Source organism: Citricoccus sp. K5, from assembly GCF_902506195.1.
In the GTDB taxonomy this organism is placed as follows: Bacteria; Actinomycetota; Actinomycetes; order Actinomycetales; family Micrococcaceae; genus Citricoccus.
In genome coordinates, this window is the sequence record NZ_LR732817.1 from 2,888,103 (window position 1) to 2,902,155 (window position 14,053).

Sequence of the window (14,053 nt, forward strand, 5' to 3'; positions counted from 1 at the left end):
CGCGTCAAATAGCTGTACTTGCCGTACGGCCGGACGGACCCATTCCTGTGGCCAAGGTTTTCACTGTCGAGCCTTTCTTGACGGACAGATCTGCCGTGGTTTCAGTGCTAAGAACGGTAGTAGAGCGACCAAAATATAACAAGCTTCTTTTCATTAATCACCCAAGCGATCCCTTCTCCTGCAACCTACTTAGCTGTTGACGGATCACCATCGGGTCGAGACACCTAAAGAACGTTGATACTGTAAATGGAACAGCACACGACGGAGAGTAGAACCAACCCATGACCGACGAATTCGAGCCGACGGCACAGCAGGACTCCACCCATCGACGTCCACTTCTGGGACTACTCCTCAATGCCGAGCGGGGGATCCGCTCCTATATGGACGACATCCTCCCGGCCCACTCGTTGTCGACACCGGAATACACGGCACTCGTCATCCTGAGGAACTATGGACCCATGGCCTCCTCAGAACTGGCACGCCATACCTTCGTCACGCCTCAGGCCATGGGGCAGATCATCAGCAGCATCGAGGCCCGAAATCTGGTTATCAGGCACCAGGACCCCAACCACGGGAGAAAACTCATCGCCGACCTCACTCCCGAGGGAGCGGACCTCGTGGACGCTTGCGTCGACCACCTGCAAGTCGTTGAGGAACGATTTCTGGGGAGCCTCAAGCATCGAGAACGGGAGTACTTTCTGGATCTCCTCTCGGAATGCGTTGACAACTTGAATAGTCATCGCAGTGGAACCGCCCACCGATCGCGGCACCTTGCGGACGGGATCGACTGACGACGCTGCGCTCTATGCGGCGTGACACCTGTACCCTCTGCGTCAGTGCCTGATCTGATTCAGGATGCGGCTGCGTGCTTGGGTGAAACGCGAATCTGCCTTGGTCTCGATCTGGTCCCTCTGCTGACCGAACGGTATCTCCACGAGATCCACCACCGATGCAGGCCGTCCTGAGAGCACGACCACTCGGTCTGCCAGATACACGGCTTCATCGATGTCGTGAGTCACCACGACGATGCTGATTCCCAGTCGGTTCCTCAGGTTCAGAACCAGGTCTTCGAGGTCGAAGCGGGTCTGGGCATCGACTGAGGCGAAGGGCTCATCCATCAGGAGGATCTCGGACTGGTAGGCCAGAGCGCGGGCGATGGCGGCGCGCTGTTGCATGCCGCCCGACAGCTGCCATGGATACTTCCGACCGATGTCCCCCAGCCCGACTGCGGCCAGACACTGTTCGGCGAGGGCCATCCGTTCGGCTTTGTTCACCCCTTGACCCTCCAGTGGGAACGCAACATTCTCCTTGGTCCTCATCCACGGCAGGAGTGATCGGCTGTAGTCTTGGAAGACGACTCCCACTTCACGGAGGGGCTCCGCCATCTCGTGCTCTCCGAGTAGGACCCTGCCCGAGGTCGGCGGCAGAAGACCGGCGAGACACCTCAAGAGTGTCGTCTTGCCGGCCCCGGACGGTCCCACGATGCACACCACTTCGCCCGGTTCCACGCTGACATCAAGATTGTGGAGAACCTCTACGGCCGCATCACCCTCACCGTAGGATTTACTCAGCCCTTGCACCGAGAGTGTGTGTTCCGCGCTCCTCGAGGCCAATTGGTCAAGGTTCATGGAGGGAGACGTCATTTTCGTGCCTTTCGACGAGTCTGGTTCACGCGTGATTTCCCGCCCGCCAGGGCGGCTGATTCGTAGTACCAACCGAGTACTGACCGCTCGACGACGACGAAGACCGTACTGAGCACATACCCCAGGACTCCCACCACCAAGGTGCCTGCCCACGCCGTCGAGACATCGAAGACAGAACCGGCCATGTGGATGGAGTGCCCCAAACCCTGCAGTGAACTGTAGATTTCGCTGACCACCATGACGACGACCCCGACTGCCAACGAGACGCGGATGCCAGCCACTATCTGGGGAGTCGCTGCCGGCAGGATGACTTTTCGAAGCCGAAGCAGACGAGGGATGCGATAGGCCTTCGCCATCGAGAGCACTTCCGGTGGTATCGACCGCACTCCGTCGATGGTATTGAGCAGGACCGGCCACAGACAGGCGAACGCAATCATGTAGATCTTCGGCGCCTGCCCGATTCCTAGAGCGCCGATGACAATGGGGATGAGCGCTGACTGGGGAACCGAACGCGCGAATTGGAGAAGCGGATCCAGCACGAGCCTCAGATTCTCGACCTGCCCGATCACCAGCCCGAGGAGAACCGCGATCACCGAACCCAAGGCCAGGCCGGCCACGATGTTCGTAAGACTGAACACCAGGTCAGTCCACAGCGAGCCCTCGGTGAACCCTGTCGCCAATGACTGCCAGATGGTGGACAGCGGAGGGAAGTACAGTGATTCGCTTCCCTCGGACAAGAACCACCACGCCACCGCCAGGACGACGACGAGCCACAGCGCCTCGCCGACCCTCATGCCACGTTTTCCGACCTCAAACGCCAAAGTCCTCATGCCGCAGCCTCCACTGATTGCCGATTCCAGGCCAGAAGCTTTCCTTCAACCGACCACAACACCTTGTTCACCAGAAAGCCCACAATTCCCGCGTAGATGACGTATGAAAGAGCCAGAGCCGGGGCGCCGTCGGTCTGAGCCCTGGAGATCTCCCCACCGATGCCAGGTGTGACACTGAGAACTTCAACGCCGAGGGCGATCAGGATCGATGCCGATGAGGCGATCCTGATACCGGTGACGGCGAAGGGTGCCGCGTTCGGCAGGGTGACTTTGATGAAGCGCAATCTCAGTGGAATGCGGTAGGCACTGACCGTATCCGCGATCACCGGCTCGACCCGCTTGGCACCGTCAATCGTCTGCAGCAGGATGGGCCAGACGACACCGAGGAAGACCACCACGATCTCCATTTGTGCCGTTGCCCCGAGGATGAGCACCATCACCGGCAGTAGTGCTATCACCGGGAATGCCCTCCCCAGATCCACGAGAAATTGGGTTGATCTATTGAGCGCGGGGCTGGTCCCGAGCACCATCCCGAGAGGGATGCCGACGATGATGGCCAGCAGGAGTCCGATCAGCGCATTGGAGACGGTGAATCCCAAGGCGAACCAGAACTCCGACTCGGTGATGAGTGTGACGAAGCGGACAGCGACCTCCCACACCGGTGGGAGTAACTCCCGGCTGAAGGCTCCGCTGATGTAGATCAGAGTCCAGACCAACAGGGTGGCCAGGACCGTGACGATCTGCCACATGGTCAGATGCCGTCGACTCAGACGCTTCGGGGCCGTGGCTCTCTTTCCCTCCCCGGAGGGGCGGCTGCTAGTGGACGGACGGAGATTCTCGATGACTGTCATGGTGTCGGATCACCCCTCGACCAGGGGTGCACCGCTCCACACGACGTCGTCGAACGTCGGCTCGGAGTCAATGAAGCCGTACTTCACGAGACCGTCGATCGTCGACTGCATGCCCTCTCGGTGAATACGCCATTCCAGGTTCTGGGCCGGTGCGTTCCTTAAATACTCGGGGTCTTGGTCGGTTCGCTCGATCTGCTGGTCCACCACTGCGTCATGGTTGTCCATGGCAAAGGTTGTGGCTTCTTCCATCGCCGACTGGAAATTCTTCACGGTCTCTTCGTTCGCGTCGATGTACTCAGTCGTGGTGAACCACAGGGCGCTCGCGCCCCCGTCCATGAACTCATTTGCCGGAGCACCCAGAGGCCGAAATCCCATGTCCAGCCCCGCCGGATAGAAACTGCCGATGCTGTAGACCGCATCCACCTGGCCCTTGGCCAGGGCGTCGTTCAAGCCAGGGAGTGGCACCTGAACGAAGTTGACTTTGTCCGGGTCTCCGCCTTCCGACTCCACTCCCAACAGTGTGCCGAGGTTGGTGGTCTCCTGCAGACCCTGCAGGCCGACGGTCTTGCCCTCGAGGTCCTTGTAGCTGTTGATGTCGCTGTCTTCCTTGACCAGGAGTCCCGACGTAACAATGGAGGAGTCAGCATTCATCGAACCCGCAATGGCTTTCACGGGGATCCCCTGGGCCACGGCTGCGATATGGGACACGCCGCCGGTATGCGCGATATCCACTTCACCCGAGACCAACTGCGGAATCGCCTGAGCTGCAGTCCCGCCTTCGACGATATTGATGTCGAGACCATGCTTCTCAAAGATCCCTTGGTCCATGGCGATGTAGACCGGCTCATAGGCGACAGGAGCGACCAACAGGTCGATCGCGGTCAGCTCCTCAGACCCCCCAACCGAGGAGGCGCCCCCTTCGGAGGCAACCGACCCGGCAGCTGGACCATTGGCGCTACACCCCACGAGAGCCAAGCCCAGAGCCCCGGTGGCAGCTGTGACTATCATGATCTGGCGAGAGAATCGTTCTGACATGATGACAACTTTCGTTAGAGAGACGATGCGAATGGGCGACGAGATAATCGCCTGAAACGGCTCACATCCCCGGATCGAAGTGCGCCGGAGGCGTGCGACAACCATAGAAATGTGACGCTTATCACGTCAAGTGGCTTTCAATTATTTCTGAGCGAGTCGAGAAGATGACGTTTAGGCAACAGTGGTTACGAGAACAGGACGCTGACGGTCTTGAGCTCGCAAAACGCATCCAGTCCGATCTGCCCGCCTTCACGCCCTAGACCGCTCTGCTTCGCGCCCCCAAAAGGAATCGAGGCGCCGACGAGTGGATGGCGATTGACCCACGCACCGCCAGTCCTGAGCCGGCCTGCCAACCTCAACCCCTCTTGAACGTCAGCGGTCCAGATGGATCCACCCAGTCCGAACTCAGTCGCATTGGCACGTTCCATCACCTCGTCCAGATTTCGATACGACATGATGGGCAGCACGGGGCCGAATTGCTCTTCGTCGACCAGCCGGACACCATGGTCTACCCCTGTGATGATGGTGGGAGGTATAAAGAAGCCTTCCTTATCGAGCGCTTTCCCACCGGTGACAGCACGTCCGCCATTCTGGAGGGCGTCTTCCATGAGCGAGCAGACCCTGTCGAACTGTGGCTTGGTGGTCAACGGACCCATGGTGACTCCGTCCTCCCAAGGGGTGCCGGCCTTGGCCGCCAGCGCAAGGGCAGCCATGCCCTCGACCACGTCGTCGAAGATGGATTCATGGACATAGAGGCGCTTGATCGCGGCACAGATCTGACCACTCAGCGCGAATGCGCCTCGGTACAGTTTGGGGATCGCTGTCTCCAGGTCGGCATCGGAGAGGACCACAGCGGCATCGTTCCCGCCCAACTCCAGGAGCATCCTCTTGAGTGTCGGAGCGCCAGCAGCCATGATGTCCCGGCCAGCGTCCACGCTGCCGGTGAAGGCAACCATGTTGACATCTGGATGTGCCGTCATGGCCTTCCCGAGGACATCCCCTCCCGCCAGGATGTTCACCGTGCCGGCCGGAACCAGATCCCGGAGGAGCGCCCCCACGAGAAGGCTGGTCAGCGGGGTAAAGGGCGAGGACTTCGCGATGACAGTGTTGCCCGTGGCTATCGACGCTGCGATCTTGTTGATCAGCATCAAGATCGGCCCATTCCACGGGACAATGGCGGCCACCACCCCCACGGGCTCTCTGATCACCTGCGTGAGCTCTGCATCCGAGTCCTCGAGGGTATCGACCCGAAGGGACTGCCGCGCGTACCAGCGGGCATGTTCAGCGGCGCCTCGGATCTCACCCACACCGATGTGCAGTGGCTTGCCGGTTTCGGCGGAGTTGACGGTGCCCAAATCGTCAGCATGTTCGTCCAGACGGTCAGCGATATTCGCCAGGGCAGAGCGTCGTGCCTCGGAGTCAGCAGCCCAGGACTGCTGACTTCGTCGGGCCGATCGCACAGCCTTCTCCAACAGCTCGGCCTCGGCCGCCGGACATCGGGCCAGCACTCTTCCGTTCCACGGCGCGATGACGTCGAATCGTTGTCCGTCGGAAACGACTTCACCATCGATGAGGTGGCCCAGGCCCACGAGATGCCTCTCGATGTCCACCTCGACCTGCGGTCGCGTGGTCGTGTCTAGTTGAGTGTCCACAAGTATTCTCCTGTGTTGTAGTTCGCTGCAATTTGCTCATGTGCGGAATGGTGATGGATAGGTCCCCGTCAGAAGACGGGTTCCCCCAGGGTCGGCACCCGCCCCAATTCCTCGGAGGAGACCCAGAGCCCGTGAAACGTGGGGCGGACATTCATGGGGATGTGGACGGTGGCCACCGGACCGTCGCTGAAATGAGCCGTATCGATGATCACCAGCTCCGTATGCGCCCGGGGCAGGCGGTTCACCAGTGCCACCAGGAAGCCGTCGCCTTCCGGCGCCTCATCAGAGCGCGGGATGAACACGGGCTCCTGAACATTGGAATCGTCCCCGATATACCAACGCTCCGACTCGCCGGTCAGATGGTCGATGTGGACCAGGGTGTTGAACCACACCCCTACGGCGATCTCCGGGTTCACCGGATACAGCGGGTCCCTGGCCGCCATGAATCCGTGACGATACTTCTGGGTCGCGAAGCGTTGGTCGATCTCCGGCATGTCAACGGTGAGCCCATCGAGCAGCGGCCGTTGCACGAAGTCGCTTCCTGGCCTGTCCAGGTCACAAGTCCATCGGGTGAGCTTGAACGCCACCTCGTCAGGGGTGAACATCTTGCCGTTGAGATCAGGGAATGGCGCCCTGTCACTGACGCACAAGTCAATGTGCACCAGGTTGCCTTCGGTCCAGGAGTTCATGGTGTGGAAGGAGAACAATGACGGACCCTCGAAGTAAACCATCTCATCGATAGGCCGATTGCGCGCGACGACTCCGAGATGCGTGGTCTTACCGGGGTCCCAGGCCCATCTCGGGCCGCCTTCCATCACGCGATTGCGGTCCGTCGTCAACGGCATCACCGGAAGAATATTGTGCTGCTGCGTCACGGCCCAGTCGTGGATCGCACTCTGGTAAGGCGGGATGAACCACTGCTCATCCGTGAGTCGGCCCTTCGAATCCGCCACGGCCACGGAGATGTCGTCGCTGAGCTCACCGCCGGCTGAATAGCCGAAGAAGACCCACTCGCCGGTTACCGGGTCGATCTTTGGATGCGCCGTCATGGTCTTGCTCAGAAGGCGTCCACCGAAGTTGTGTTTGCCGATCGTCTGCAACGTCAGTGGATCCAGCTGGTGTGCCAGTCCGTCCTCTTTGATCGCGAAGAGTTTATTGGCGTGCCAGATCATGGACGTGTTCGCCGTCGTGCGATCCATCCCGGCGACCGAGGGACTATCTGTCCATGGATTCCGATAAGCACCGAAGAGAGCTCGGCCGGCCGCCCGTTCGGCCTGGAACTTGTCCGTTCGCACATAGCGCGACCGCATGGAAGCCCGACCCTCCGAGAGGACGTACATGGACACCATGCCATCGCCGTTGATGTAGATGTCATCACCGAGCAGCGGAGGGAACGCCGGGTCGGGCCCGCACCGATAGAGCACCCCGGATACCTGTGGAGGTATTCGACCGTCTACCTGCAAGTTATGAATGTCTGCTTCAATTCGGTTTGGCTTGTTGATCCCCACGAATGACTTGGTATCAGGGAAAGACAATGATTCTGCAATTTGTGGATCGATGGTCGAGGTCATCTTGATTCTCATCTCTTCTCTAGCGTCGAATGAGAGCGGCGGTGTGATCTGTTGCCACAGCTCGGTCCAAGAGGCGAGACGCGAGCAATTCCGCCATGGCAATGATGGTGAGGTTGATGTTGGCGCTGGGTACCGTCGGCATGACGGAGGCATCCAGAACCCGAAGGCCGTCGAGGCCTTTGACGCGGCAATCCGGCGTCACCACCGCCTCAGCATCATGGGCTCCTCCCATACGGACGGTTGAGCTCATGTGCATGACGTCTTTCACCGTGCCCAGGATCTCGTCATCCGTCTCCGGCAGGCGTGGTTCCGCCGTCGCGATACGGGCGAATGCCTGATCGCACAGCAGTTCGTCCGCGCGCCGAACGGCGTCCTTCATCCGGATCAGATCCCGCGGATCCGACAAGAGATTCATCTCAAAATGGGGTTCGGCGAACGGATCCGCGGAGTGAAGACGGTAGGTGCCGCGGCTATGGACCTGATTGAGCTGGATTCCCAGCCCAGCTGTCGGCAAGCCGAACCAGTAATTGTGGTTACTTGCCATGAGCATCATGTCGTTGGGCCGCGCCTCGGGCATCTCCGATGAGTAGCGCACCACCACGTTCGTCGGGCGGTTTCCCACCGACACCTGCGAGGCTGGCTCCACTGGCAGCTCCACGAAGATCACCGCATGGTCCTGGTGCCCCTCGCCCACCGGCAGGACTTCCACTGGTGCCACGCCGATGGACTTCAACCCGGCCTCAGTCCCGATTCCGGACCTCATGAGGATTCCGGGGGAATGCACGGCTCCCGCGGAGATGATGATCTCGCCGTCTCCCGCAGAGGCACGGATCTCCTCCCCGGAGGCCAAGATCACTCCGACCGCGCGGCCCGCCTCAATGATGAGGCGGTCAACATGGGCGTTGCCCTTGATGCGAAGGTTCGACCTGCCTCGTGCAGGTTCCAGATAGGCATCATTGGTCGAGACGCGTCGGCCGTCACGGATGTTCATGGCGAAGGCCGCCACGCCCGTCCCGTCCGGTGAGTTGTGGTCCTCGTCCCACCCGTAGCCGGAATTCAGTGCAGCATCGCGAAGGGCAATGTCGGTACCACCCCAGCCACGCTCCGGCTCCCGATAGATCGGCGTCGGCCCGCTAGACCCGTGAAAGGCAGCATCCGGAAAATCGTGGTCCGACTCCAGGGCGATGAATGCAGGGAGCAGATCCTCATAGGACCAGCCCGATGCCCCCATCCTTTCCCATTCAGCAAAGTCTGACGGGACCCCGCGAATGGCACAGAGGCCGTTGACCGTGGAGCTGCCACCCAGCCCGCGCCCCCGCCGATAGGGGAAGACCTCCTGCATCGAGTGTCGCCGGGCCTTGGCGCCAGCCCAGAAGAAGTCAGGATTCGTTTCCTCCCTGCCGGGCCGGAGCTCGAGCCCTCGGCCAAGGTTTCGATCGTGAAACTGCAGGGGCGTCTCCGCTGAACGGTAGTCCAGTCCAGCCTCGAGCAGGAGGACGTTGACCGAAGGGTCCTCAGATAGTCGACCCGCCAGGGTCGCGCCCGCAGACCCGGCTCCCACAATGATGTAATCCCAGTTGTCCATGCGATGTCCCGCGTCCTTCTCGCTCCGCAAAGCGACGAATCCATGTTCGCGCCGGTTGGCGGTGGCCGAGCTTTCGGCCTGCCACGAGTGTAATGAGCATCACATCCAATATCAAGGCCCTTTTTATGTGCGCAGCCGAAGCATGTTCGGAATCCAGGCAATTCCGCGGCGATAAAAGCCAACCTCTAGACCTCACCGCAGAACTGAGCGTTCTCACACTAAAGCCACTTTTCATTTTTTATCGAGGCTAGCGATCGCGGACGCCCGCATGAACTCTCTTGAATAGGTTTTCTGTGAACGAACTTTGGCGCTTCTAAAGACGTTTCATGAGGTTCGCGACTCCACGGACTCGTTGAAGACAGCTTCTTCCGCATCGATGGTCACCGTTCGTCGATTCATCCGCGTCGACTTCGGACACGGCCTCGAGGTTGCGATCGACCTCCAAGATCGGGCCGGACGGCAGGACGTCGACGTGACGCCTCAATCCGGGACGGCCCAGCTTCAGCTGTGCTGAAACGCCACGATCCGTTCGATAGATTCCGCCACCACGTCTTACCCGGCGGCGAAGGACAGCCGCACATACTGCTCCCCGTGCGCGGTGTCGACATCGGCGCCCGGCGTCAGCGCCACACGGGCCCGCTCCAGCAGGGCCTCGCAATAGGCGGTCGAGGTGCCGCACCGCGCGAGCATGGCCTCCCCCGGCTTCGCCCAGAAATAGAAGGCGCCGTCCGCGGGCGCGGCATCGGTCCAGCCCAGCCGGCCCTGGTTCTCCAGCACCAGGGCGCGGGCCCGGGCGAACCCGGCGACCTGGACGTCGCACTCCACGTAGGACTGCTCCGTGAAGGCCTCCACCGCCGCGTACTGCACGGCCGCCGGCGGACAATGGGGCACCGAACCGGAGAGCACCCGATCGCCGGCCCGGTCACCGCGCGCTTCCGCCACACAGCCGGCGCCAACCGCGCCGGAGGCACCGGAGGATGCCAGCACTCTAGGCGTACCCCGGTAACCCTGGGCCCCCCACCGTCGCAGGTTTCTCATGCACTGCCCGACATGTCGTGGTGGGATCCCACCGTGAAATGTCGATCGGACCATGAGGAGTGCCCCGGCGCGAACGCACGGGGTCAGTCCGTCAGGTACCCATTGGGGTTGAGCACGAACTTCGTCGCCGCACCGGCGTCGAACTCGGCATAGCCACGCGGGGCGTCCTCGAGCGAGATCGCCTTCGCGTTGACGGCCTTCGCGATCGGAGCCTTGTCGTGCAGAATCGCCATCATCAGCTGGCGATTGTACTTCATCACCGGGCACTGCCCCGTGGCGAAGGACAGGGACTTGGCCCAGCCCGTGCCCAGCGAGAAGGACAACGAGCCCTTCCGAGCGGCCTCGTCCACGGCTCCCGGGTCCCCCGTGACGTAGAGGCCCGGGATGCCGAGGGATCCGCCGGCGGTGGTGATGTCCATGAGGGAGTTCAGGACCGTCGCCGGAGCCTCGTGGCCGGCGTCCTTGCCGTGGCCGCGGGCCTCGAAGCCGACGGCGTCGATGCCGCTGTCCACCTCGGGGACACCGAGGATCTGTTCGATCTGGTCCTGGAGCGCGCCCTCGCCGACATTGACGGTCTCGCAGCCGAAGCTGCGCGCCTGCGCCAGGCGGTCCTCGTTCAGGTCCCCCACGATCACGACGGCGGCCCCGAGCAGCTGCGCGCCCATGGCCGCGGCCAGGCCGACGGGTCCCGCACCGGCGACGTAGACGGTGGAACCGACTCCCACCCCGGCGGTGACGGCGCCGTGGAAGCCGGTGGGGAAGATGTCGGAGAGCATCGTGAGGTCCATGATCTTCTCCAGTGCCTGGTCCCGGTCCGGGAACTTCAGCAGGTTCCAGTCGGCATAGGGGACGAGGACGTACTCGGCCTGTCCGCCCACCCAGCCACCCATGTCCACGTAGCCGTAGGCGCTGCCCGGACGGTCCGGGTTCACGTTCAGGCAGATGCCGGTCTTGCGCTCCTTGCAGTTGCGGCACCGGCCGCAGGAGATGTTGAACGGAACGGAGACGATGTCGCCGACCGCGATGAACTCGACGTCGGGGCCGACCTCCACCACTTCACCGGTGATCTCGTGACCCAGCACCAGGTTGGCCGGGGCCGTGGTCCGGCCGCGCACCATGTGCTGGTCCGAGCCGCAGATGTTGGTGGCGACGGTCTTCAGGATGACCCCGTGGGGGACCTTGCGTCCCACGTTGGCGGGGTTCACCCCCGGCCCGTCCTTCAGCTCGAAGGTGGGATACTCGGTGTCGATGACCTCGACGACGCCCGGTTCCTTGTAGGCGACGGCACGATTTCCTGGCATTGCGGTTCCTCTTTCCTGTGGGTGTTCCAACGGTGCGGACTCAGCCGCGCAACCGCTTCATCTCCGGGTCGTACAGCGGATCGTCCACCACGGTGGCCGCGATCCGGCGCCCGAGGTACTCGATCTCCACCGCGTCCCCGGTCTCCACCCGGTTCGGCAGCCACGCGTAGGCGATCGGCTGGCGCACGGTGTATCCGTACGCCGCACTGGTGACGTAGCCCGATGCCTCGCCGCCCACGTACACCGGCTCCTTGCCGAGGACCACCGAGACCCCGTCGTCGACCGTCAGGCAGCGCAGTCGCGTGGTCGCCGCCGCGGCCCGCTCCGCCAGCACGCCCTTGCCGACGAAGTCGTCCGTCTTCGAGGCCTTCACGGCGAAACCGAGCCCGGCCTGGACCGGCTCGTGCTCGCTGGTCATGTCCGTGCCGAAGGACCGGAAGCCCTTCTCCAGGCGCATCGAGTTGAATGCCTCGCGGCCCGCGGCGATGATCCCGTGCTCCCGGCCCGCCTCCCAGAGCACATCCCAGAGCCGGTGCCCGACGTCGGCCGAGGCATAGAGCTCCCAGCCGAACTCACCCACGTAGGACAGGCGCATGGCGGTCACCGGGATGCCACCGATCGAGATCTCCTTGGCGCGGAAGTACTTCAGCCCGTCCCGGCTCAGATCGTCGCGGCTGACCTTCTCCATGACGGCGGCGGCGAGCGGGCCCCAGAGGCCGATGCAGCAGGTGCCGGGGGTGATGTCCCGGACGGTGACCCACTGGGCGGGGTCCTCCTCGCTCTGGTGGCGGGCCTTGCGGGAGAGGTAGGCCAGGTCCACGGTGGAGTTCACACCGGCCTGGTATGACTGCTCGGACAGGCGCGCGACCGTGATGTCGCTGGTGATGCCGCCGGCCTCGTCAAGGAGCAGCGTATAGCTGACGGCGCCGGGTGCCCGCAGCATGCTCGACGTCGTCAGGCCGTGCAGCAGGGGGCCGGCACCCGGCCCCGTGATCTCCAGGCGTTTGAGCTGGGTCATGTCGAACAGGGCCACGGCGGTCCGGGTCTTCCAGACCTCGGCGGCGGCGATCGGGGAGTGGAACCGGTCAGACCAGGCGTCACGCTCCGGAGCGGCCCACTCGGCGGGCATCTCCTCCAGCAGGGCGGCGTTCGCCTCGAACCAGTGGGGGCGCTCCCAGCCGGTGCCCTCCAGGAAGAACGCGCCGAGGGCCTTCTGCTGCTCGTGGAAGGGGCTGACGCGCACGTTGCGCGGGGACAGCCGGGGCTCCAGGGGGTGGCGCACGTCGTAGATCTCGACGAAGTTCTGCTGCGAGGTCTCAGAGACGTACTCGGGTGTGGTCTGCACGTCTTCGAACCGGTTCAGGTCGCAGTCGGACAGGTCGATGCTCGACTGCCCGGTCGCGATCAGTTCGGCGACGGCCCGGGCGATGCCCGGACCGTGGGTGACCCACACGGCCTCGGCCGCGAAGAAGCCGTCCACGTGGCGGGACTCGCCCACGAGCGAGCCGCCGTCCGGTGTGAAGGAGAAGATGCCGTTGAACCCGCGCTTGATCTCGGTGGTCCTCAATTCCGGGAGCAGCTCCTGACTGGCCTCCCACTCCGCGGCGAAGTCCTCCGGGGTGAAGGGCAGGGATGACGGCATGCGCTCGCCCGTGATGTCCTCCGGCCGGTAGGCCGGCAGGGTGTCAAGATCGACCGGCAGGGGGCGGTGAGCGTAGGAGCCGATGCCGATGGTGTCACCCCACTCGCGGTAGTACAGGTCACGGTCCTGGTACCGCAGGATCGGGCGGCTGGCGCCGTTCGGCAGCTCGTTGACGCCGGCCAGGGACGGGACCGGAGTGGACCACGCGAATTGGTGGGCCAGCGGCAGCAGCGGGATCTCGGTGCCAACCATCCTGCCGATGTTCGGGCCCCAGAAGCCGGCGCAGGAGACGACGACGTCGGCCGGGAAGCGCTCCTCGCCCGCCACGACCGCCGTGACCCGGCCCCCGGACTGCTCGATGTCGGTGACGGTGGTCCGGTCGCGGAACTCGACTCCGGCAGCCTGGGCGCGCCCGATGACCAGCTGGGTTCCCTTGGCGGCCAGGGCCAGGCCGTCGCCCGGGGTGAGGAGCCCGCCGAGCGGCAGGTCCGGATTGAGCAGGGGGAAGAGCCGGAGGCACTCGTCGGCGTCGACGACGTGCGCCTCCACTCCGTATGAACGGTTCCAGCCCGCGCGGCGGTGGAGGTCCTGCAGGCGCTCTTCCGTGGTGGCGATCTCGAGGCCGCCCACGGGCAGGAAGGAGCCGCGGCCGTCGGGGCCGGTGAGCGAGGTGAGCTTCTCGATCGTGTACTGCGCGAACGCCGTCATCGACTTCGATCCGTTGGAGGAGAAGACGAGGCCCGGCGCGTGCGAGGTCGAGCCGCCGGGAATCCCCAGCGGTCCCTGCTCGAGGACGAGGGTGTTGGTGTGTCCGAGTTGGGCGAGCTCGTCCGCGAGGTTCGCGCCGACGATGCCGGCTCCGATGATGACGACCCGGGGAGAGGGCGTAGGACTCATTGATCACT

Annotated in this window: 11 protein-coding genes; 1 reads left to right on the forward strand and 10 read right to left on the reverse strand. The window is 63.2% G+C overall.

Going from position 1 to position 14,053, the window contains the following annotated elements:
• Nucleotides 1–281 precede the first annotated feature (281 nt).
• Nucleotides 282–791, forward strand: a complete 510-nt coding sequence (locus BOSE125_RS12960; RefSeq protein WP_159553145.1) for a MarR family winged helix-turn-helix transcriptional regulator — start codon at nt 282–284, stop codon at nt 789–791.
• A gap of 42 nt (nt 792–833) precedes the next feature.
• Here BOSE125_RS12960 and BOSE125_RS12965 read toward each other — a convergent pair whose 3' ends face one another.
• The 10 genes from BOSE125_RS12965 to BOSE125_RS13010 form a co-directional block, all read right to left on the reverse strand.
• Nucleotides 834–1,628, reverse strand: coding sequence for an ABC transporter ATP-binding protein (locus BOSE125_RS12965; protein WP_159553147.1), 795 nt, complete (start codon nt 1,626–1,628; stop codon nt 834–836).
• A gap of 11 nt (nt 1,629–1,639) precedes the next feature.
• Nucleotides 1,640–2,473, reverse strand: coding sequence for an ABC transporter permease (locus BOSE125_RS12970; protein WP_159553149.1), 834 nt, complete (start codon nt 2,471–2,473; stop codon nt 1,640–1,642).
• The gene (locus BOSE125_RS12975; protein WP_159553151.1) at nt 2,470–3,132 is read right to left on the reverse strand and encodes an ABC transporter permease; all 663 of its coding nucleotides are present in this window, start codon (nt 3,130–3,132) and stop codon (nt 2,470–2,472) included. Before BOSE125_RS12975 ends, BOSE125_RS12970 begins: the two co-directional genes overlap by 4 nt.
• 201 nt (nt 3,133–3,333) lie before the next feature.
• Nucleotides 3,334–4,359 carry an ABC transporter substrate-binding protein gene (locus BOSE125_RS12980; RefSeq protein ID WP_159553153.1) on the reverse strand — a complete coding sequence of 342 codons (1,026 nt, stop codon included), beginning with the start codon at nt 4,357–4,359 and terminating at the stop codon, nt 3,334–3,336.
• Nucleotides 4,360–4,544: 185 nt separating this feature from the next.
• Nucleotides 4,545–5,969, reverse strand: a complete 1,425-nt coding sequence (locus BOSE125_RS12985; protein ID WP_159553155.1) for an aldehyde dehydrogenase family protein — start codon at nt 5,967–5,969, stop codon at nt 4,545–4,547.
• A gap of 110 nt (nt 5,970–6,079) precedes the next feature.
• A complete protein-coding gene (locus BOSE125_RS12990; protein WP_159553157.1) occupies nt 6,080–7,582 on the reverse strand; it encodes a carotenoid oxygenase family protein in 1,503 nt (500 codons plus the stop codon).
• Nucleotides 7,583–7,601: 19 nt separating this feature from the next.
• Complete coding sequence (locus BOSE125_RS12995; RefSeq protein ID WP_159553159.1) at nt 7,602–9,167, reverse strand: GMC family oxidoreductase; 1,566 nt, start codon at nt 9,165–9,167, stop codon at nt 7,602–7,604.
• Between the two features lie 552 nt (nt 9,168–9,719).
• The gene (locus tag BOSE125_RS13000) at nt 9,720–10,154 is read right to left on the reverse strand and encodes a hypothetical protein (RefSeq protein WP_201301206.1); all 435 of its coding nucleotides are present in this window, start codon (nt 10,152–10,154) and stop codon (nt 9,720–9,722) included.
• Nucleotides 10,155–10,288: 134 nt separating this feature from the next.
• Nucleotides 10,289–11,506, reverse strand: a complete 1,218-nt coding sequence (gene fdhA, locus BOSE125_RS13005) for a formaldehyde dehydrogenase, glutathione-independent (protein ID WP_159553161.1) — start codon at nt 11,504–11,506, stop codon at nt 10,289–10,291.
• A 40-nt stretch (nt 11,507–11,546) separates the two neighbouring features.
• Nucleotides 11,547–14,045 (reverse strand): FAD-dependent oxidoreductase, encoded by a 2,499-nt coding sequence (locus tag BOSE125_RS13010; RefSeq protein WP_159553163.1) that lies wholly within the window; start codon nt 14,043–14,045, stop codon nt 11,547–11,549.
• Between the last annotated feature and the right edge of the window lie 8 nt (nt 14,046–14,053).